The organism is Bryocella sp., from assembly GCF_058498515.1.
The window spans coordinates 278,171-297,847 of the sequence record NZ_JBMHYI010000041.1 but is presented as its reverse complement, the minus strand read 5'-3'; the positions used below and the strand labels follow the sequence as shown (position 1 = coordinate 297,847).

The following is a 19,677-nucleotide window of genomic DNA, read 5'->3' as shown; positions in this document are numbered from 1 at the left end:
ACCATATACCAGCGGCGGGCTCGGAAGATAGAGCTACTACCGATTGTCGTAGTTGGTGTATCGGTATACGAACGGGGAGCTACGGGCCGGTGTCGCAGCAGCAGCAATCAAAGAGCGGGTCGTTTGCTGGCGCAAACGATACCCCACCTTTTGCGATGAAGCCGCAAAGGATGGGCCACCTGATTCTTAGAAGCGGAACTTGGCGACTAGCTGGATGAGGCGGGGAGCGGCGGCGCTGACGATGTGGCCGTAGTTGGCGTCCTCGACCTGCCCGTCGACGGAGGCGGGGCCGTAGAACTGGGCATGGTTGAAGAGGTTGAAGGCTTCCATGCGCAGGTCGAGGGCCTGCTCGTCGTGGAGACGGAGGGACTTCTGAAGGGTGACGTCGAAGTTGTCGATCCCGGGACCGTAGAACATGCGGCGCTTGGCGTTGCCTAGCTGGCCGAGGATCTCTTCGGGGAAGGTCGCGGTGTTGAAGGCGGAGAGGCCATTGCGGCCGTTGTGATTGATGCCGAGCGGTTGGCCGGCGAGGAAGCGGGGCGTGTCGACGAGGTAGTTGTTGACGCCGTTACCTAGCGTACCGAGGAGCGAGTTGTCGGAATTATCGGTGAGGGTGACGGGGAAGCCGGTGGCAAAGCGGGTGGCTCCGGAGACGCTCCAGCCGCGGGTCCAGAGGTTGGAGGCGTGGAGGAGGCTGGGCAGAGGCAGTTCTGCGCTGTAGCTGGCGACGAAGGTGTGCTTCTGGTCCCAGGCGGAGAGGGTTCGGCTCTGGCGATGGTCGATGGGGTTGAGTTGCTCGCCGATGTTGGAGCCCTGGTCGATGGATTTGGCGTAGGCGTAGCTGAGCAGGAACTGCGTTGCGCCGTGATGATAGCGCAGGGTGGACTCCAGGGCGTTGTAGTTGGAGCTGGCGATGGTGCCGACGGAGGTGTTCTCGCCGAAGGTCTCGCCGCCGTTGGTCTCCAGGCCGCCGCTGTTCTGTCCGATGCGGGTGCCGTAGACGGTGCTGCCGTCTGCGGCGGTGTAGTTGTTGTCCTCGCCGAAAGGACCGCACTGGGAGAGGGAGAGGCAGAGAGCGGGATCACCGGGGTTGACGGAGAGCACGGTGGGGATGCGGTGCGCTTGATTGCCGACGTAGCTGACCGTGAGGAGTGTGCTGGTGTGGATCTGGCGCTGGAACGAGAACATGTAGTTCTCGAGGTAAGGAGACCGGTTCTTCACGTTGAAGAATGGATCGGACTGGAAGGGTAGGACGCTGGACCAGTCGACCGCGGTGTCGGGGTTGGTGCGAGAGACATTGTGGGGCGGGAAGTTGAACGGGAAGCGCTGTCCCTGGTTGACGCCGGTGGCGGCGGTGACGAAGGGTGTTGCGAGGAGGGGTGGGCCGGGGCTGATGTAGGTGTATCCGTAGGGTGGCACCGCGTACATGATGCCGGCGTCGAGGCCGGGAAACTGGGTATGGAAGAGGCCGAAGCTGGCGCGAAGGCTGCTCTGGCCGGTGGTTCCGAAGAGTAGATGCCCGAAGCCGCGATCGAAGCTGGGAGCGTAGGCGAAGCCGAGGCGTGGAGCGAAGTCGGTGTAGTGCGTGGGTGCGATGGTGCTGGGAACTCCGGGATCGCCGGCGACGACGACACCAGTGGGAGCTCCGGGAAAGAGCGTGGACTGCTGGCCGGCGATGTAGGTGCCGATCTGGTTGTACTTCTCCCAGAAGGGCATGATGATGTCCCAACGGAGGCCGGCGTTGATGGTGAGGTTGGGACGGGCATGCCAGCTGTCCTGGCCATAGAAGCCCATGTAGCGGTTGCGGAGATAAAACTGCGGGCCGGACGATTGCTGATAGCTGCTGGGGACACCGAGGAGGAAGTCGGCGAAGGGATTGCCGGTCTCGGTGCCATTGATGTTGAAGGTGCCGTTGAAGATGCCGTTGGGATGCTCGTTGACCTGGTCGTAGTGGATCTGACCGCCGACCTTGACGGTGTGCGAACCGAAGACGCGGGAGATGCCGTCGCTGGCATAGATGGTGTTGTTGACCTGGGTCTCGTTGCTGAGCGGAACTCCCATGGTGAAGCTGGGAAAGTCGATGGTCTCGACGCCTTCGAACTGAGGCGCCTGGGCGACGATGCCGGGGGTGTTGGCGCCGGTGACGAAGCCCTGTGAGGCCAGGCTAACTCCTAGGCCACCTTTGGGTTGGCCAATGATGTTCGCGTTGCGCAGGAAGCCTAGATGGAGTTCGTTGACGGTGCTGGCTCCAAGGACGGTGGTGGCACCGAAGGCAAAGACCTGGGCGCGGCCGATGAAGAGGGCGTCGAAGCCGGGGATGCTGGCTCCGCCGACGGCACCGGGATAGGGATTGTCGAGGCGGTAGTCGTCGACGAAGTAGTAGCCGGAGAGCTGGCCGAGGCGGGTGTTGGCGTCGGCGCGGAGGGAGCCTTTGTCGTCGCGGACGGTCTGGGCGTAGTCCGAGGTGGAGAACTGGTTGCTGCTGATGTTGGGCTTGGGGATGTACTGAAACAGGTTCTGGCCAGGAGTGGACCAAGCGGCCTGGGGGATTGCTCCGGAGGGGAAGACGCTGCTGTAGGGCTCACCGTTGGTGACGGTATAGCCGAGCTTGCTGGTAAGGAGGGAAGCGAGGTAGGGGCCGCTGACGAAGCCGGTGAGGTCGTCGAAGGAGCCGGAGCGCTGGGCGAGGGTTGGGACCGTGATGGAGCCGGTGGAGATGCCCTGGGTGGTGCGGGTTCCCTGGTAGTCGCCGAAGAGGAAGAGGCGATTGGGGAGGATGGGGCCACCGAGGGTTCCGCCGAATTGGTTTTGCTCGAAGGCGGAGCGGGTGGGATCGAAGTAGCCGCGGGCGTCGAGGGCGGTATTGCGGAAGAACTCGAAGGCGGAACCGTGGAGGTGGTTGCTGCCGGAGCGGGTGATGACGGTGACGATGCCGCCGTTGTAGTTGCCATATTCGGGGTCGAAGCTGTTGGTGAGGACGCGGAACTCGTCGATGGAGTCGAGGTTGGGGATGACCGAGGTTCCGCCGTTCATGTGCTCCTGGACGTCGATGCCGTTGACGAGGAAGCCGTTCGAGGATTCGCGCTGACCGTTGATGGAGAGATTGCCGGGATTGAGGTCGCCGGAGGGGTCGAGACTGCCGGTGACGCCGGCCATGATGACGGAGCTGGGGAGGAGCGTGGAGATAGGCGCGACGCCGGGCTGGAGGGCGAGGAGGTCGGTGTAGCTGCGGCCGTTGAGGGGCAGGCCCGTCATCTCGCGGCTGGAGATGACCTGGCCGAGGTGGGTGGAGGTTAGATCGATCTGAGCGCTATCGTTGGCGGTGACGGTGACCGCATCGGCCTGGGCGCCGAGAGTGAGGGTAAGGTCGAGCTGGATGGCGGCGTCGGCGTCGATGGAGAGATTGGGCCTCTTGATCGCGGCAAAGGTGTCGGCAGTCACGGTCAGGTCGTAGCGGCCAACCGGAAGATTGGGGAAGCTGTAGAAGCCGTGGGCGTCGGCCGAAGCACGGAAGATCGCATGCTGCTCGGTGCTCTCGAGGATGATCGAGGCTCCCGGGATGACAGCTCCGCTGGGGTCGGAGACCGTTCCTGTGAGGATGCCGCCCGTCGCAGCGTGGCTGGAAGCAGCCACGGAGAGCATTGAGAAGAGGAGAAAAAAGAAGCTCAGCCTCCTGGCGCTGCCGGAACTGAAAGGCCAGGGGGCGGGGCAAGCATCTAGAACGGGCGAGGGCATGGGACGTCTGAACTCCATATCGGACTGATCTAGTCCGCTATAGGGGTTATATCGATTCTTTGCAGGGAGGGGTGGTGATTCGAGTCACTTCGTTGGAACTCTGCCTTGACTGCGGCGGCGTCCAGGACGCAAGGAACTTCCGAGGGCCGGCGGTCGGCCTGCCTTGGTTTTGGATTGTTTCGGGGATTTGAGATTGATGGCGGAGAGACAGGGATTCGAACCCTGGATACCTTGCGGTATACACGCTTTCCAAGCGTGCGCCTTCAGCCACTCGGCCATCTCTCCGCGCGCGTCGCGGAAGCAACTCTATGAAGGTACCACAGTGGCTTGAGGGTTCTTCACGGAAGCTGGCTAGATCTGCGGAGGAGATCCATTGCAACGTCTATGTCCGATAACAGATATTCTGTATACCCATCCTCCGCCGCCCGTCGCCTGCATTGCGGTGCATCTGTTGGAGACGTTTCCTTTGATAGACTCGCTTTCGAGGCTGAAGCTGGTCCTCCCCCCTATCGCTCATGCGCATCGTACAGACGGTCTTCGGAGTGTTTCATCACTTCGACCTGGCCCGAGAACTCGACCGTCGTGGGCACCTTGAACGCATCTATTCAACATTTCCGTGGTATCGACTTCAGCGAGAAGGTCTTCCGGCCAACCGCGTCGAGATCTTTCCGTGGCTGCACCTGCCTGAGCTGATGGTCGGCCGGATGAGCTCCAGGTTCGGCCTGAACCTCCGCTGGCTGTCCGACGAGCTCGGGTACCGGAACGCGCTGGCCTTCGACCAATGGACGGATCGCAAGGTAGAACGTCTGCTGGAAGGTGGGGTGAGCCTCGATGCCCTGATCGGGATCTCGGGCTCGAGCCTGCGGACGGGATTGCGGGTGCAGGAGGCGGGCGGCGTCTTCATCTGCGACCGTGGGTCGACGCATCAGCGCTACCAGGGGTATGTCGTCGCCGAGGAGTTTACGCGTTGGGGAGTGCAGCTGAGCCCGAGCGACGAGCGTGACACCCTGCGCGAGGAAGCGATCTATGCTGCGGCCGACGCGATCACGGTGCCATCGTCGATGGCTGCCCGGAGCTTTGTGGGCATGGGAGTGCCAGCGGAGAAACTCCATGTGATCCCCTATGGGGTGCGGCTGGATGCTTTCAGGCCGGCCGAGACGCCGGCCGAGGGCCCGTTACCCGATGAGTTTGCGGTGTTGTTTGCAGGCTCTGTGGGCTTGCGTAAAGGCGTGCCCTACCTGCTGGAGGCATTCGCGCGCTTCGATCATCCGGGTAAGAAGCTGCGTATCGCCGGGCCGATCCAAGCGGACATCCGCGACGTGCTGCGAAGACTCCCGACGCGCGGGGTGGAATTCCTGGGAGCGGTTTCGCAGCCGGAGCTGGCCGAGCTGATGCGCCGCAGCCATGTCCTGGTGCTGCCCTCGATCGAGGAGGGGCTGGCCCTGGTTCAGGCGCAGGCGATGGCGTGTGGCTGCCCTGTGATCTGCTCGATCGCCACGGGAGGCGAAGACCTGTTCACCAACGGTGTCGAAGGGTTCATTGTGCCGGTTCGCGACGCCCGGGCGATCCAGGACCGGCTGGAGGCGTTGGCAAGCGACCGGTCGTTGTGGGAACGAATGCGGGTTGCGTCCCTGGAACGAGTGAGAGCGATTAGGGGTTGGACGGAGTATGGCGACCGCTGGGAGATGCTCCTCAAGGACCTGATAACGGCTCGGGGCTGAGCGTTATCGGACGTATCTTCGGTGGGGAGCAAATCCCTGCCCGCTGCGCCATGAACCTATGTCCTTCCATTTCAATGCGATCCGCCGCCCACGAAATGCACTACTTCCAGCTTGTCCTGATCTGCGACGGGTCTTCTCGGCCAGGTGGAGCGAGGTGCGATCTCGCCATTCAGCTCGACGGCGACTCGGCCGACGTGGAGACCTAGTTCCTCAACGACCATTTCCAGCGTGACTGGCGCGGTGAGCGCTTCCAAGGTGCGGGGTTCCCCGTTGATTTGTAATGCCAGGGCCATAGGTTCAGCTTACTAGGAATGCAGGAAGGAAGCCTTATTCAGCCAGCCGACATGTAACGGGCATCCTGTCTGACAGCATGTGGATACCTTATAGCATCAGTATTTTCCACGGTATTGCTGAGATAAAACATGAGGATGAGGCCGCTCCTGTTTACTCGGTTGGTTCACGCTCTCCCGCTGAAATTTCTTGACTCTTCGTGAACGCTCTGATCTATTTCAGCGGCCAGAGGAGGTCCAACGGCCCCTTGCCGTGGCCGATTCCCTGCGCGTGGCGAATCCCCTCGCGGACGAAGAGCTTTGCGGTGGCTACAGCGGGGGCTGGAGCTTGTCCGAGAACGAGGTTTGCGAGGAGGGCTGAGGAGAAAGCGCAGCCCGTGCCGTGGGTCGAGGTGGACTCGATGTGTTCGCCGGGAAAGCCGGTCCAGGTTCCGTTGGGCAGGCGCAGAAGATCGGTCGGCTGGTCGCGATCGCCGCCGGTGACGATGATGCCGAGCTGTGGATGGCGGCGGCCTAGAGCGTCTCCCGCTTCCCTTGCCTCGACGGCGGAGGCCACTGGCATTCCGGTGAGGACGGCAAGCTCGGCGTAGTTGGGAGTGATGAAGGCGACCTGCGGGAGAAGGTGCTCGTGGAGATGTTGGATCGCTTCCGGGGGTAGGAGGCTGTGGCCGGAGCTCGAGATCAGGACGGGGTCGAGGACGATAGGAACCGGCTGCGCGGAGGATTCTGCGGGCCGAAGATGGGAGAGGAACTCTGCCACGACCTGGGCGGCTTCGAGCGAGCCGAGCATGCCGATCTTGACGCCTGCGGGCGGGAGATCGGCGAGCAGGGTTTCGAGGGTGAGGCGGAGGAATTCGGGGCGAATGACCTCGACCGCGACGACGCCGAGGGTAGATTGAGCGGTGAGCGCGGTGGCTACGGTGGCAGCGAAGAGGCCGTGGGCGGCGAAGGTGAGCTGGTCGGCGGTGAAGCCGGCGCCGGAGGAGGGATCGTGGCCGGCGATGCTCCAGGCTATCGGCGGGGGGCTGCGGGGAGCGTCTGGATCGTCCGAGGTGTCGGAAGCGTCCGAATTGCAGACGAAAGGGGCGCTTTCAGAGGGCGGGACCGATGAAGAACCATCGCGAGCACCTTCGGGGGCAACAAAAATGTTGTCCGGCCGGGCGACGCGATGCGGAGGTTCAGCACTCAAAGGATAGGAAGTGGGACTCGCAGGTTGGGGATCCGAGATGTTTTTACGGATACTCTTTTCCTATCATAACCGGGCCCGGAATGCAATATTTTGGGCAAGATAAACACCTTTATCTTGTTTGACTTAAGCCTAAGAAGCTCGGGACAATAGATACATGAACGAAAAGAACCTGCAGACAGGCGGAGTAATGCCGGCGCGCAAGGCTCGCATACGTTCGACGGCCAGCTTGCTGGCCTTCTCTCTGAGCCTGACGGCGACGATCCTGGCTGCTAGTCCGCAGCCTGGCACGACCGCCGACAAGCTGAATGCCAAGCCGCACAGCGGCAAGCACTCCTGGTTAGAAACAGGCAAGGCTTCCTGGTACGGCAAGAAGTTCCAGGGGCACCGCACAGCGGGTGGAGAGAAGTTCGATATGAATGCGCTTACCTGTGCGCACCGTTCGCTGCCGATGGGCAGCTGGGTGCGCGTGACGAACCTGGGCAACCGCAAGGTGGCCTTTGTTCGCGTGAACGATCGCGGTCCGGTGCCGGACAACCGCATTATCGACCTGAGCTGGGCTGCGGCCCGCAAGCTTGGGATCGGCGGAACGGCCAAGGTTCGCCTCGAACGCGTCACTCCGAACGATCCGGAACTGGTCGCTTCGCTGATGAAGGATGGTGCACCTTCCCTGTTCCCCGGCATGCCGGGTGTGGGTGGGGGCCGTCTGGTCGGTGTGGCGGATCGCTAGCTGCAACGGATCGAGGCTCGAGTCTCACAATTGAATAGGACAATTGAATAGAAGGGCCCCGCCGCGAGCGGGGTCCTTTGCTTTTGGGCGGAAGTCGGCAATCGAGGCGCAAAAAATGGCGGACGCACGGAGCGTCCGCCTCTCGATAGACCGGAGTTTCCTCCGGCGCTATGTCGTTTGGGTCAGGCCACGAGCCCTGGCTCGGGATGCGGTTTGGCGAGGAGACCGTGGGTGACGGGGAGATCGCTGAGGCGGAGAGCGAGGGATTTGGGACCGCCGCCGCCTTTGATGAACTCGGAGAGTTCGAGCTGGACGACGTCGAAACCGGCGTCGAACAGGCGCATGGCTAGTTCCTGGCTGAGCTCCCCCGTGAAGACGGCGCGGCCAATGTTGAGCGCGCAGCAGGCCATGCGGGCGGCGTCGGCCTCGGCGACGAGGATGCGCTTGTCGGCGGGGTAGACACTTTCGATGAGGGCGAGGGAGGCCTTGTCGAAGGCTCCGGGGTAGTACATGACGAAGCCGCCGAAGAGCGGGGTGAAGCAGGTATCGAGGTGGAAGAAGCGCGGGTCCACGAGGTGGAGTGAGCGCACGTTGAGGTGCCAGGCGTTGCCGATGTGGGCGTGCGCGGCGCGGGCGGTGCGCACGCCGTGGGCAGCCCAGAGGTTGCGGCCGTCGTCGTCAAAGGTGACGTCGCCTTCGCCTTCGAAGGCGGTGTTGCGAGGGGTCTCCCAGAGCAGGAAGCCCTGGCTGACGAGCCAGCGGCGAAGGAAGGTGGTCTCGGCGCGGCGCTCGGCGTGGTGGAAGCTGGAGATGGCGGCGACGCCGTGGTTGACCAGCGCACCGTGACCGAGGAAGACCATGTCGGGGCAGCCGGGTTCGGGGTGGAGCAGGCGCACGTCTGCGACGCCGCGGAGAACATTGTGGATTCCCTTCCATTGGGCGAAGGCGAGATCGCGGGAGCTGCGGTGGAGATTGCCCGCCATCCAGGGGTTGATGACGTAGTCGACGCCGTACCACTCGGGCGGACACATCAGGAAGGTGGGCCGGGTGTAGATGGGGGTGGAGGCGAAGACTTCAGCTACGGGGGAGGATACGGTGATGCTCGTTGCCATGGTTCCTGTACTTCCTGTGCGGTGGTTGCCGCGGGCTCGTTCGACTCTTGTAAGCCGAGAGGGAGTCTGCTACCGGGAGGTGACGATCGTCAAGTCACATCTCGAAACAAAGGTGCTACACCCGACACCTCCCTGGCCCATTCCCGGGCACCTCCATTCGACGCCCTCTTAAGTAAAAAAGTCCGCCGTTAAGGCGGACTTTTCATGGGCAATTTTCAACAGCAAATCGGGTTGCCTGGGAGTTTCTGCGGGGGATCCAGAGAGGATCGTCCTCGCGGGAAAGCTCGCTGAATGCTTAGAGCTTCTCGAAGAAGTCGCAGGCGGAGCAGGAGATGTAAACGCCGCCGGGGACGCCGCGCTCGCGGTCCTTGACGCGCTTGACGATGCGGGTGGGCTTGGAGCACTTCGGGCAGTCGGTGCTCTTCTGGGTATCCATGACCTTGTTGCGGTCACCGGTCTTGGCAATCTTCGCCATGGTAGATCTCCTCGAACAGAAAGTTGGCTTGCGGCCGTTGCGCCGACGTTGATGCTGGGCGCAGGGGACGTCCGTCTGCGTTCTGTTGGGGCTGGCTTGTGGCGGGGCCAAACAGGAAGGACGGAGCCGGTACAGCTCGCTCTTATCTTACACCAGCCGGGACGGGAGTGCAGGCCTCGGATGCTCAGGGGAGCATGACCGGGGCGACGTGGTTGGGGCCAGGGGGAACGCCGCTGCCGGGGAAGGTCGGCGTCGATCCGGGATAGCCGCCTCCGGGTGAGCTGGAGCCTGGAAGCCCTGCGCCCGGGAGTCCGGAAGTGGGCCTTCCGGGGGTGGCTCCGGGGCCTGACTGAGTTGAGGTGCCGATGCTGGCTGGGCTGTCGGAGCTGGGGTTGCCGGCGTCTTCCGGCATTCCGATCGGGGGTGTCCCGCTGGCAATGGTGGGTTGCGTGGTGCGCTTCTTTGGTTCGTCCTGTTGTGCGACTGCGGGACAGGGCGCGGGCGAGGCGGTTCCGGACGAAGCCGCGGGCTGGGTGGTGGTGGGGGTTTGTGTGGGAGTCGAGGTCGCGGCGGACGTCGAGTTGGTCGAGCCAGAGGAACTAGGCGAGCTGTTCCCTGCCGGGTTGCAGTCTTTCGCGTCGGCGGCGCTGCCGGGGATCTGTACTTTGCCCATGGTGGTCACGGAGGCGTCGAGCACCTCGCCGGGACGCGCGAGTGTTGGCGGGCGGCGTGCTCCAAGGTCTCCGCCGCGGACGCGTTGCTCATCGCCGTTGAGGATGGTGCGGGCCTGCAGGACAGGCTCGTTGAGGTCGCCGCCGAGTTCGCTCTTGTCGTGAATCTCGATGGGGCGGCCGATGGCGGCGATCTCAAGCCGCACGACTCGACCACCGCGGAAGCGGACGAACTGGATGGGGGTGGGAGGCTCGCCGTAGATCCATTCTTCGAGGACGGGAGAGTTGGGGTCGTTGCTGCTGGCGTGCTCGCGGTGCTTGGTCTGGGGTGCGCCCAGCGAGGCGAGCACCATGCGCTGGTCCATGCCGACGAGGATTTTGTGGGACTCGATGGCGTCGCGGACGACTGGGCTCATGGAGTTGGCATAGGCCTCGGCGGCGGAGCGGGCGCGGAAGTCGATGATCGGATCGAGGAGCGCCTTGACCTCGGCGGCGGTGACCTCAGGGATGCCGCCTTCGAAGACCAGGGTGATGCGGGAGCCAGTGGCAAGCGGACCCTGCTGAGCCAGCTGCATGTCGTTCAGGCTGATGTGGGAGAGGATGCGGTGCTTCGCGTAGGGACCGCCGTTGACATCGAGGATGATGCGGTCGCGCTCCACCTTGAGTGAGGTGATGGCGACGCGCTCGCCTGCTGCGGCCGACTCTCCCTTCTTGTAAAGCAGCTGCTTGTAGTCGTCGCCGCGAGGGGTCAGGTTGCCGTTGGCGACCAGTGTGAGGCCGGCGCCCAGTGGGAGCTCACGATGGGCGAAGCCTTGTTCCGCCTCAAGATTGCGGATGAGATCCATGTAGCCGCCTTCGCTGAGGGGCTGGGTGGGGAGCTCGACGTGGGTGGGATGGAAGTCGGTGGTGACATCGGCCTCGGCGGTCTTTTCACCGACGACGAAGACCTGAGCACGCGCGAACCCCATAGCAGCCAGGAGCGTGGCGAGAACAACCACGGGCGCCATGGTGAGTGGTATGTCTCGCGTAAGCCTGCGCAGCGGAAGAGAGCCCATGGGGCACCACCTTCAGATGCCGAGATTGTCCACCTTCGCTCTGCTTCTGGCAAGTGGCGGAATGCATGATCGGACGCAGGTGTTCCATAAAGCGAAAGAGCTAGGTGGGGCCTTGATCTGCCCTGCGCGAGAGAGACCATCTCTCCTGGCGGGAAGATTCCGGATGAAACGGGGATGTGCTGGCTGCGACTTGGTGGCTACTCGGAGTCGGGAGTATCGCGAGCGTCGCGTTCGCGGCGGAGCAACTCGTTGGCCTCGGTCATTGTCGAGGCGCCTGCGGGGGTGATCGTAGCGATTTGGACCAGTGGGGCAGCCTTGGCTTCCATCTCGGCGTGCGCCGGGGGAGGCGCAACCTCCATCGGGAAGCCGGCGGGAACGATCTCCGGCACGGTGTAGTGCCAGGCGTAGTCGCGGGTCATGCGATAGAGGACAGGGAGTCCGAGGCAGACGGCGATCGCGGCTACGAGCGAGCCCTCCAGCCCGTAGGCTCCGCCGGTGAGAAAGTCATAGCCGGAGGTAGAGCTCTGCACCACCGTGGAGTAGGTGGAGTATCCGGCGACGGGAAGGCCGAAGACGACGCCAGCGACCAGGCTCCAGGCAAAGTGCACTCCCCAGCCGACCCACAGGGCATGGGTCCGCTGCCAGGCTACGGAGTAGAAGAGGCCGAAGAGGAAGGTGACCACGAAGGTGAAGGCGGTGGAGTTGGGGTGCGCGGCGCAGAAGAAGGCGTAGAAGAGCGCCATCAGGAAGGTGGAGGCGATGATGCCGGTGGCTGCGGTGAGGCGCTGGTAGAGGAAGCCGCGGAAGGCGAGCTCGGTGGCTAGCGAAGAGAGGGCAAGCGAGACGATGGCCAGGAGGGTGCGGCCGATGAGCGAGGGCGTAAAGAGGAAGCTCGGGCCAAGACCACCGAAGAGCACCAGCGGCAGGAGGGCGAAGAGCACCATGCCCCAGCCGAGAGCAAAGCCGCGGGACCACTCTTCAAGGGTGGTGGGACGGGCGGGCAGAGCGTTGGAGTCTCGCAGGCTGCCGCGGCGCGTACCGAGCCAGCTAAGCGCGGCGAAACCTGCCGCCAGCAGGGCGACCAGCATGGCGTGCTGCAGTGGAGCGTAGAGCAGTGGGAGATTGAGGCGCGAGACAAGGAGCTGTGTCGCGCGCTCGGAGACGGAGCGAGCGGCAAACATCCACAGCAGCCCCGTAACAAACTGGGCCACCTGCATGGAGCGAGGTGTCGCGGGCTGGAGTGGAGCTTGCAATGGGGGTTGGACGCGTCTCCGGCGGGAGCGGGGTGGAGGCCACCAGAGATGGCCTGCCCGCGAAAGGGTCAGGCCGCGCTGGTGTAGAACTGCGCGATGTTGCGGAATTTGGCGTAACGGGCGGCGAGGAGATCGTCGATGGAAAGCTTCTTCAGCTCAGCGAAGTGCGCTACCAGGCGCTCGTTGACGAGCTCCATGGCGCAGGCAGGATCGGTGTGGGTTCCACCTTCGGGCTCGCGGACGACGTCGTCGACACAGCCGAGCATCTTGACGTCGGTCGCGGTGTAGCGAAGGGCTTCGGCGGCCTGTTGCCGCTTATTGGCGTCGCGCCACATGATCGATGCGCAGGCCTCGGGAGAGATGACGGAGTAGATCGCCTTCTCCAGCATGAGGACGCGGTCGGCGACTGCGAGCGCGAGTGCACCGCCGGAGCCGCCTTCGCCGGTGATGGTGGCGATGGTGGGGACGCGGAGGCGGGACATCTCGAGGAGGTTGCGGGCGATGGCTTCACCCTGGCCGCGCTCTTCGGCACCAAGGCCGGCGTTGGCGCCGGCGAGGTCGATGAAGGTGAAGACAGGGCGGCCGAACTTCTCGGCGATCTTCATCGCGCGGAGGGCCTTGCGGTAGCCTTCGGGGTCGGGCGAGCCGAACTTGCGCACGACACGCTCCTTGAGCGTGCGGCCCTTGAGGTTGCCGACCACCAACACGGGCTCGCCGTGGAAGCGGGCCATGCCACAGGACATCGCGGGATCGTCCGCGAACTGGCGGTCGCCGTGGATCTCGCTGAAGTCCGTGAACAGCGCGTTGATGTAGTCCATCGGGTAGGGTCGTTGCGGATGCCGGGCAAGCTCGGTTTGGAGCCAGGCCTCAGGGACGGGAGCGGCGGGACCGGGAACTGTTTTGGGGAGTGTTTTCTGCGGTGTGGTTTCAGCCATGCTCAATACCTGTTCGATTGTAAGCGAACGCGGGCTTTCAGGGCTGAGTTTTGCGCTTGATCAGCAAGCGGTGCCAAGGGAGGTCGAAGCGCTTGTGGCCCACGAGGAGGAATGCGAGCGCGCAGCCGGTCCCAAGGACGATGACCAGCGAGAGGTAGTCGGCCTCGAGCGCGAAGCTGATGACGAGGATGAAGAGGTAAAGGATCGCGAGCGTGATCGCCGGCAGGGTGGCAACGCCGAGAATGAGCATGCTGCCGATGAGGATGTCAATAAACGGGAGCGAGTAGCCGAAGAGCAACGTCAGGCTGGGAGGCAGTTGGGTCTCAGCCAGCGCGAACATCATGTGGCTGGCGACCGAGGGAAGGCCGCTGCCAAAGAAGAGCAGGAGGAAGCCGTGAGCGCAAAAACATATCCCGAGAAATGAACGCAGCACAGCGTAGGCGAATTGCTGCTCACGGGTGGTGGTGCGTTCGAACGACTCAAGCATGGCGTGATTGAACTCTATCTCGAAGTGCTTGGGAAGTGGCGTGCGGGGAGCAGCTCAGACTGTGGCTTCGGAATCGGGTATCAATCTCGGCGGAACAGCGCGCTCCAGGAGAGGTTGTAGCGTTCGCGGCCGAAGAGGAGTAGCGCAAGTACAAGAGCATAGAGGAGCTGCTGCCCTGCTACGTTCCAGTCCTGCTTCATGGTGACGCCAAAGATGAGAACTAGCATCAGGAGCAGCGCGGCGACTAACGCGTGGCGGACGAGCAGGCCGGAGATCAGCAGGATGCCAATGAGGAGCTCGACGCAGGGGACGATGTAGCCAGTGGCGAGCACGAGTTGCGGAGGGAGCGGTGCGGAAGACATGTTCTTGACCATGCCCTGCGCGAAGCCGGCGAGGTGCGTTCCCGTGAAGATGCGCGCGAAGCCGTGGCCGAAGAAGTCGAGACCGATGAAGAGGCGAAGCAGCTGGTAGGCAAGGCGCTGGTCGCGGGTGGCTGGTACGTAGGTGGTCAGCATGGGCGTCTCGCTCCTTCGTTTCATTCCTGGAGGTTGAGACGCTTAAGCCCGCCGCGACGATACGGCTACGGCTGCAATAGCAGGATGCGAAGATACTGCGCGTGATCGTTGCTGGTGGTGATGACGAGGTGCGCGGCTGCGGGAATCCACTGAGCGAGGCGCGGATCCTTGTTGAGCTCTTCTGGCGTGGGAATGGTGATGAGCACGGAGGGTGCGGGATCGGCGTCGACGTTGCATAGCGTTGCGGCCTTGCAGACGATGCGATCGATGCGCAGGTGGGCGTCCTTGTACTCGGTGGTGACGCCATCGTGCAGCGGCGGTGTGGGAGCGGGGCCGCGGACCTGGTCTTTGAGGGCGTCGGGCGGGTACTTCTTCAGTTCGACGCGGAAGAAATCGGAGGGGACGTCGCCGAGGTTGCGCACGGAATGGCGCTCGAAGGCGGCGGGGCCGATGCGGAAGGCTCCGGTGTGCGTGGGCGGGCGCTTGACGACATCGGGCTCGGTGTCGCCGGGCTTGGGGTCGTGGATGAGCTCGACGACGCCAGAGTCGTTGAGATAGACGAGGACCGTGACGACGGCGTAGTGGTCGTGCGGCGGGACGAACTCATGCGGGCCGTAGTGCACGCGCTGGACGAGGACGTCGGAGTTTTCGAGGACGGTTTTGTAGTTTGCGGGAAGGGGTGTTGGGCTTTGCGCTGTTGCAGTAAGAGTCGTTGCCGCAAGGGTGAGCAAGAGCAGATGACTGCGCATCAGTTGATCACCTGTACGGCGCCGCGGCCTACGAGCGATTCGACGCGCTCAATGAACTGCACGTCGGCGGCGACGGACATGCCGCTGGGCTCGAGCACGGCGCAGAAGCTGTCGGGCTCTTCGAGGTTGAGCAGGAGCTTGCCCTTGCCCGGAGCATCGCGGAAGATGGCGACGAGCTTGTCGAGCAGCTCGACGTCAGGATGATGGAGCGGGACTCGGATGCGGAGTGCGTCGGGGAGTCGGATCTGTACGTCTTCAAGCGCCTGGATGCCGCTGATGGCGAGCTTGGGCGCGGAGTCTTCTTCGCCGCGGAGCGAGCCGCGCACAAGGACGGGGACATCGATCTTCAGCTTCTCGGCGAGCTTCTCATAGGCTGCGGGAAAGGCGATCATCTCGATCTTGCCGAAGGTGTCTTCGAGGTTCGCGGAGGCATACATCTCGCCGGAGCGCTTGCTCTTGGCGACTCGTAGACCGGTGATGACACCGGCGATCGAGATTTCGTTGTTGGACTCTTCGCGACGACCGCGAGTGAAGACGGCGGGCTCGGGCTTCATCTCGCACGCGGTCGCGGTGTCGACGACCTTCATGTTGCGGAGCTTCTCGCGGTACTTGTCCATGGGGTGACCGGAGACGAAGAAGCCGAGAACGTCTTTCTCGTTCTGCAAGCGCTCGTGCTCGTCCCACTCGGGCGCGGCGGGGAGTGGATCGGCGCCGCCGGAGGACTTTGTCGTGGGCTCGTCGAACATGCCGAAGAGACCGTGCTGGCCTGCGGCGGCATCCTTCTGAGATTTCTGCGCGCGCTCGATGCACTTGTCTAAAGCGGCCATGACCTGGCCACGTGGGCCGAAGGCATCGAGGGCACCGGCTTTGCAGAGCGATTCGAGCACTCGCTTGTTGAGCAGACGGAGCTCAATCTTTTCGCAGAACTCCCACAGCGTTGCGAAGCCCTGCTTCCCTTCCGCCTGCAGTGCTGCGCGGGCCTGGATGATCGACTCGATGGCGTTGTGGCCGACGTTCTTGATGGCTGCGAGGCCGAAGCGGATGGAGTCGCCGGCGGGAGTGAAGTTCGCGGCGGAGATCTGGACGTCGGGCGGGACGACCGAGATGTTCATTTCGCGGCACTCGCCGATGTACTTGACGACGTTCTCGGGTTTCGAGGTTTCGGAGGTGAGCAGCGCGGCCATGAACTCGACGGGATAGTGGGTCTTGAGCCACGCGGTGTGATACGCGAGCATGGCGTACGCGGCCGAGTGCGACTTGTTGAAGCCGTAGCCCGCGAACTGCTCCATGAGATCGAAGAGAGCGCCGGCGGTGTTCTTGTCGAACTTGCGTTCGGCGGCGCCCTTCATGAAGATGTCACGCTGCTTGGCCATCTCCGAGGGGTCTTTCTTACCCATGGCCCGACGAAGAAGATCAGCGCCACCGAGCGAGTAGCCACCGATGGCAGAGCTGATCTGCATGACCTGCTCCTGATAGACGATGACGCCAAGGGTCTCGCGGAGGATGGGCTCGAGCTCGGGGAACATGAACTCGACCGGGCGGCGGCCCCACTTGCGCTCGATGAAGTCGTCGATCATGCCGCCCTGGATCGGGCCGGGACGATAGAGTGCGTTGAGGGCGGTGAGGTCTTCGACGCTGGTGGGCTTGTAGCGGCGAAGCACGTCTCGCATTCCTGAGGACTCGAACTGGAAGACGCCCGAGGTGAGCGCCCGGTGGTAGACCTTCTCGTAGGTCTCCTGGTCGTCGAGCGGGACTTTCGCCATCTCGACGATTTCACCGCGATTGGACTTGATGAGCTTGAGGCAATCGTCGATGACGGTGAGAGTCGTGAGCCCGAGGAAGTCCATCTTGAGAAGGCCCATCTTCTCGACGGCCTTCATGTCGTAACTGGTGACGATGGCGTCGTCCTTGGTGCGGGTGACGGGGACGAGTTCGGTGAGCGGAGCCGGCGCGATGACGACGCCGGCGGCGTGCACGCCGGCCCCGCGCACGAGGCCTTCGAGCTTCATCGCGGTGTCGATGATCTCGCGGATCTTGGTGTCGGACTCGTAGGCCTGCAGCAGCGGTGGAGAGTCTTTGAGCGCTTGCTCAATGGTGATGCCGATGGTTGCGGGGATGAGCTTGGCGATGCGATCGACTTCGCCATAAGGCACGTCGAGCGCGCGGCCTACATCCTTGATCGCAGCCTTGGCGGCCATGGTGTTGAAGGTGATGATCTGCGCGACCTGATCGACGCCGTACTTGCCGCGCACATACTCGATGACCTCACCGCGGCGGTTCATGCAGAAGTCGATATCGATATCGGGCATGGAGACGCGCTCGGGGTTGAGGAAGCGCTCGAAGAGAAGATTGTTCTGGATGGGATCGACGTCGGTGATCTCCATGACGTAGGCGACCAGCGAGCCAGCGGCCGATCCACGGCCGGGGCCGACGGGGATGTTCTGCCGCTTGGCGTAGGCGATAAAGTCCCAAACAATCATGAAGTAGCCGGGAAACTTCATGCTCTTGATGCAGTCAATCTCGCGATCGAGGCGGGCCTCGTACTCGGCGATGCTGTGGCGAAGCTTGCCGGTGGCTTCGAGATGCGCGATGGCGGTGTCGCGGCGCATCTTCCAACCCTCGCGGCAGACGTGTTCGAAGTAGGCGTCGAGATCCATGCCGTCGGGGCAATCGAACTTGGGGAATGGGTTCTTGACCTTGGCGAGCTCGAGGGCGCAACGCTCCGGGAACTGCATGGTGCGGGTGCAGACCTCTGGAGCGTCGGCGAAGAGGCGATGCATCTCTTCGGCGCTCTTGATGTAGAACTCCTGGGTGTCGAACTTGAAGCGCTTGGGATCGTTCATCGATCCGCCGGTCTGGACGCAGAGCAGGATCTCGTGGGCGCGGGAGTCGGTGTCGGCGACGTAGTGTGAGTCGTTGGTCGCGATCAGCGGGATGTCGAGCTCGCGCTCGAGGCGGAACATGGCCTCGATGACGGCCTTGTCGGGCTCGAGGTGATGGTCCTGGACTTCGAGGAAGTAGTTGCCGCGGCCGAACATGGTCTCGTAGTCGCCGGCGACCTTCTTGGCCTGCTCGTAGCGGCCCCCCATCAGGTGCTCGGAGACCTCGCCCGCGAGGCAGCCGGAGAAGGCGATGAGGCCTTCGGTGTGTTCGGAGAGGAACTTCTTGGAGACGCGGGGCTTCTTGTAGAAGCCATGCAGCGCGGCCTCGCTGGTGAGGCGGACGAGGTTGCGGTAGCCGGCTTCGTTCTCGGCGAGGATGAGCAGGTGGTTGTACTTGGAGTCGGCCTTGGCGAACTCGCGGCGATGGTCGTCCTCTTTGCAGACGTAGAGCTCGCAGCCGAGGATGGGCTTGAGGTTCTTCTTCTTCATGGCGTCGAAGAAGTGGACGGCGCCGTAGATGTTGCCGTGGTCTGTCATCGCGGCCGAGGTCTGGCCCATCTTGGCGACGTGCGCGGCGAGCTTGTCGACGTCGCAGGCGCCGTCGAGGAGTGAGTAATCGGTGTGGAGATGGAGATGGGTAAACTCGGCCGCCATAGGGCTAGTTTACTGCGTGGTTAACGGGAGGCATGGCGTGGAAAAGGGTGCTGGAATCTATGGAAGTCCAAGGAAGAGGCGGAGTGCAGCGTCAACCTCGTGCATGGTCGCTTCGTCCATAAAACCAACGACGCGGCCGAGGCGGCCCAAGGGAACGGTCTGAACCATGTCCACCATGACCTCAGACGGGATACGGAGGCCATTCTGTGAAGTTGGCGCGATCGGAACACGCAAGCCGGGCTGGCGCAGGAGGTCGCTAGTAATGAAACAAACCGCAATGTTCTCGCGCGGCTCGGTGAAGATGGCCTGAACGACGAGCACCGGTCGCGGCTTTCCAAAGCTGCCCGCTGGTGCGGCAGTCACTATAGATCCGCGTCGTAAGTCCATCCGGGAACGTTCCAATCGAAGAACTCAGCGGCGAGGTTCTCACCGGACTTGCGGTCGTGTTCCGCGATGACCTTCATCTGCCGGCGGTATTCGATCTCAAACTCGGGCGTACCACGGATGGCGAGCAGCTGCTCGGCGGTCATCGGCACCCACTCAGGCTCGGGTTTGGGCTGGGAAGCCATGGGGAAAGTCTACTCCCCGGAGTTATGACTTACTAGCTTCCCGGCAGGTAGTCATTGTGCTTGAAGCCTTCGTGGGTGAGGGTCCAGACGTAGGTGGCTTCGTGGGTGAACATGGCGTCGATGATGGGTTGGGTGTACTCGGGGGGCCAGTGCGATGCGTGGGTAGACCATTTGAGGTCCTTCCAGTGGGAGAGGATCAGCGCGGCCCGGGGTAAGTGGCTCGGGCTGCTGACGACCTCGACGGTGTGCCAGCGGTGGGCTTCGAGGATCTGGTCGGAGTAATAGATGTTTTGGATGGTGTCCCTGGCCTGGCCTTCGACGAGGACGTCTTCGGCAGGCACTCCTTCGCTCACCGCGAGCTTCTTCATGGCCTCGCCCTCGACGAAGGTGTTGTGTGCGGGGCCTCCGGTCATGATGAGGACTGGTGCTACTCCGGCTTTGAACTCGCGGACGCCTTCTTCGGTGCGCTCGCGCTGCTCGGGGCTGGGTGTGCCGTCGTCCTTGGTCGGAGTGCCGAGGACGATGATGGCGTCGAAGTGTTTCGCGGTGGTGTTGCTCAGCGGGATGGCGTGGTAGTTCGCCATGAGCGCGGTCGCGGTAATGGTGGCCGCCGGCAGGAGGAGCCAGTGTCGGAGCAGCATGTTGCCCCGATCTTATG

At 63.2% G+C, this 19,677-nt stretch carries 17 protein-coding genes and 1 tRNA gene; 2 read left to right on the top strand and 16 right to left on the bottom strand.

All coding sequences use genetic code 11. The features are described 5' to 3' along the window. Positions 1–186 precede the first annotated feature (186 nt). Positions 187–3,642: a TonB-dependent receptor gene (locus AC5E6W_RS11770; protein ID WP_491752504.1), complete on the bottom strand. Its 3,456-nt coding sequence runs from the start codon at positions 3,640–3,642 to the stop codon at positions 187–189. 290 nt (positions 3,643–3,932) lie between these two features. Continuing rightward, positions 3,933–4,020: transfer RNA gene (locus AC5E6W_RS11765), tRNA-Ser, on the bottom strand. Between the two features lie 230 nt (positions 4,021–4,250). Between AC5E6W_RS11765 and AC5E6W_RS11760 the strand changes: the two genes are divergently transcribed. Then, entirely contained in the window at positions 4,251–5,456 is a 1,206-nt protein-coding gene (locus tag AC5E6W_RS11760) for a glycosyltransferase family 4 protein (protein WP_491752480.1), read from the top strand. A 71-nt stretch (positions 5,457–5,527) separates the two neighbouring features. Here AC5E6W_RS11760 and thiS read toward each other — a convergent pair whose 3' ends face one another. Continuing rightward, on the bottom strand, positions 5,528–5,749 hold the full coding sequence (gene thiS / locus AC5E6W_RS11755) for a sulfur carrier protein ThiS (RefSeq protein WP_491752479.1): 222 nt from the start codon (positions 5,747–5,749) through the stop codon (positions 5,528–5,530). Between the two features lie 211 nt (positions 5,750–5,960). Then, on the bottom strand, positions 5,961–6,935 hold the full coding sequence (thiD, locus tag AC5E6W_RS11750) for a bifunctional hydroxymethylpyrimidine kinase/phosphomethylpyrimidine kinase (RefSeq protein ID WP_491752478.1): 975 nt from the start codon (positions 6,933–6,935) through the stop codon (positions 5,961–5,963). Between the two features lie 154 nt (positions 6,936–7,089). On the opposite strand from thiD, the gene AC5E6W_RS11745 reads away from it, so the two are divergent. Next, positions 7,090–7,662 carry a septal ring lytic transglycosylase RlpA family protein gene (locus AC5E6W_RS11745; RefSeq protein ID WP_491752477.1) on the top strand — a complete coding sequence of 191 codons (573 nt, stop codon included), beginning with the start codon at positions 7,090–7,092 and terminating at the stop codon, positions 7,660–7,662. 182 nt (positions 7,663–7,844) lie between these two features. Here AC5E6W_RS11745 and AC5E6W_RS11740 read toward each other — a convergent pair whose 3' ends face one another. From AC5E6W_RS11740 to AC5E6W_RS11685, 12 genes are all read right to left on the bottom strand, one after another. Beyond that, the gene (locus AC5E6W_RS11740) at positions 7,845–8,774 is read right to left on the bottom strand and encodes a dimethylarginine dimethylaminohydrolase family protein (RefSeq protein WP_491752476.1); all 930 of its coding nucleotides are present in this window, start codon (positions 8,772–8,774) and stop codon (positions 7,845–7,847) included. A gap of 295 nt (positions 8,775–9,069) precedes the next feature. Continuing rightward, on the bottom strand, positions 9,070–9,249 hold the full coding sequence (locus AC5E6W_RS11735) for an Rcat domain-containing protein (RefSeq protein ID WP_491752475.1): 180 nt from the start codon (positions 9,247–9,249) through the stop codon (positions 9,070–9,072). A 184-nt stretch (positions 9,250–9,433) separates the two neighbouring features. Then, positions 9,434–10,927 carry a hypothetical protein gene (locus AC5E6W_RS11730; protein ID WP_491752474.1) on the bottom strand — a complete coding sequence of 498 codons (1,494 nt, stop codon included), beginning with the start codon at positions 10,925–10,927 and terminating at the stop codon, positions 9,434–9,436. Positions 10,928–11,172: 245 nt separating this feature from the next. After that, on the bottom strand, positions 11,173–12,192 hold the full coding sequence (locus tag AC5E6W_RS11725; protein ID WP_491752473.1) for a CPBP family intramembrane glutamic endopeptidase: 1,020 nt from the start codon (positions 12,190–12,192) through the stop codon (positions 11,173–11,175). Between the two features lie 104 nt (positions 12,193–12,296). Beyond that, positions 12,297–13,163, bottom strand: a complete 867-nt coding sequence (locus tag AC5E6W_RS11720) for an acetyl-CoA carboxylase carboxyltransferase subunit alpha (RefSeq protein ID WP_491752472.1) — start codon at positions 13,161–13,163, stop codon at positions 12,297–12,299. 37 nt (positions 13,164–13,200) lie between these two features. Continuing rightward, positions 13,201–13,650 carry a hypothetical protein gene (locus tag AC5E6W_RS11715; protein ID WP_491752471.1) on the bottom strand — a complete coding sequence of 150 codons (450 nt, stop codon included), beginning with the start codon at positions 13,648–13,650 and terminating at the stop codon, positions 13,201–13,203. An 80-nt stretch (positions 13,651–13,730) separates the two neighbouring features. Beyond that, positions 13,731–14,165 carry a DoxX family protein gene (locus tag AC5E6W_RS11710; protein ID WP_491752470.1) on the bottom strand — a complete coding sequence of 145 codons (435 nt, stop codon included), beginning with the start codon at positions 14,163–14,165 and terminating at the stop codon, positions 13,731–13,733. A 65-nt stretch (positions 14,166–14,230) separates the two neighbouring features. After that, the gene (locus tag AC5E6W_RS11705) at positions 14,231–14,914 is read right to left on the bottom strand and encodes a hypothetical protein (protein ID WP_491752469.1); all 684 of its coding nucleotides are present in this window, start codon (positions 14,912–14,914) and stop codon (positions 14,231–14,233) included. Then, positions 14,914–18,450, bottom strand: a complete 3,537-nt coding sequence (gene dnaE / locus AC5E6W_RS11700; protein ID WP_491752468.1) for a DNA polymerase III subunit alpha — start codon at positions 18,448–18,450, stop codon at positions 14,914–14,916. Before dnaE ends, AC5E6W_RS11705 begins: the two co-directional genes overlap by 1 nt. Positions 18,451–18,507: 57 nt before the next feature. Next, positions 18,508–18,813 (bottom strand): type II toxin-antitoxin system PemK/MazF family toxin, encoded by a 306-nt coding sequence (locus tag AC5E6W_RS11695; protein ID WP_491752467.1) that lies wholly within the window; start codon positions 18,811–18,813, stop codon positions 18,508–18,510. Next, the gene (locus AC5E6W_RS11690; protein ID WP_491752466.1) at positions 18,813–19,019 is read right to left on the bottom strand and encodes a hypothetical protein; all 207 of its coding nucleotides are present in this window, start codon (positions 19,017–19,019) and stop codon (positions 18,813–18,815) included. The genes AC5E6W_RS11695 and AC5E6W_RS11690 overlap by 1 nt, the downstream gene beginning before the upstream one ends. A gap of 32 nt (positions 19,020–19,051) precedes the next feature. Next, a complete protein-coding gene (locus AC5E6W_RS11685) occupies positions 19,052–19,660 on the bottom strand; it encodes a YdcF family protein (RefSeq protein ID WP_491752465.1) in 609 nt (202 codons plus the stop codon). Between the last annotated feature and the right edge of the window lie 17 nt (positions 19,661–19,677).

Excerpts from the sequence above, each read along its gene's own strand:
- AC5E6W_RS11745 (WP_491752477.1), top strand. The coding sequence starts at position 7,090 with ATGAACGAAAAGAACCTGCAGACAGGCGGAGTAATGCCGGCGCGCAAG.
- AC5E6W_RS11685 (WP_491752465.1), bottom strand. The coding sequence starts at position 19,660 with ATGCTGCTCCGACACTGGCTCCTCCTGCCGGCGGCCACCATTACCGCG.
- AC5E6W_RS11760 (WP_491752480.1), top strand. The coding sequence starts at position 4,251 with ATGCGCATCGTACAGACGGTCTTCGGAGTGTTTCATCACTTCGACCTG.
- AC5E6W_RS11710 (WP_491752470.1), bottom strand. The coding sequence starts at position 14,165 with ATGCTGACCACCTACGTACCAGCCACCCGCGACCAGCGCCTTGCCTAC.
- AC5E6W_RS11715 (WP_491752471.1), bottom strand. The coding sequence starts at position 13,650 with ATGCTTGAGTCGTTCGAACGCACCACCACCCGTGAGCAGCAATTCGCC.
- AC5E6W_RS11720 (WP_491752472.1), bottom strand. The coding sequence starts at position 13,163 with ATGGCTGAAACCACACCGCAGAAAACACTCCCCAAAACAGTTCCCGGT.
- AC5E6W_RS11725 (WP_491752473.1), bottom strand. The coding sequence starts at position 12,192 with ATGCAGGTGGCCCAGTTTGTTACGGGGCTGCTGTGGATGTTTGCCGCT.
- AC5E6W_RS11770 (WP_491752504.1), bottom strand. The coding sequence starts at position 3,642 with ATGCTCTCCGTGGCTGCTTCCAGCCACGCTGCGACGGGCGGCATCCTC.
- AC5E6W_RS11740 (WP_491752476.1), bottom strand. The coding sequence starts at position 8,774 with ATGGCAACGAGCATCACCGTATCCTCCCCCGTAGCTGAAGTCTTCGCC.
- AC5E6W_RS11690 (WP_491752466.1), bottom strand. The coding sequence starts at position 19,019 with ATGGCTTCCCAGCCCAAACCCGAGCCTGAGTGGGTGCCGATGACCGCC.
- AC5E6W_RS11705 (WP_491752469.1), bottom strand. The coding sequence starts at position 14,914 with ATGCGCAGTCATCTGCTCTTGCTCACCCTTGCGGCAACGACTCTTACT.
- dnaE (WP_491752468.1), bottom strand. The coding sequence starts at position 18,450 with ATGGCGGCCGAGTTTACCCATCTCCATCTCCACACCGATTACTCACTC.
- AC5E6W_RS11730 (WP_491752474.1), bottom strand. The coding sequence starts at position 10,927 with ATGGCGCCCGTGGTTGTTCTCGCCACGCTCCTGGCTGCTATGGGGTTC.
- AC5E6W_RS11735 (WP_491752475.1), bottom strand. The coding sequence starts at position 9,249 with ATGGCGAAGATTGCCAAGACCGGTGACCGCAACAAGGTCATGGATACC.
- thiS (WP_491752479.1), bottom strand. The coding sequence starts at position 5,749 with ATGGCCCTGGCATTACAAATCAACGGGGAACCCCGCACCTTGGAAGCG.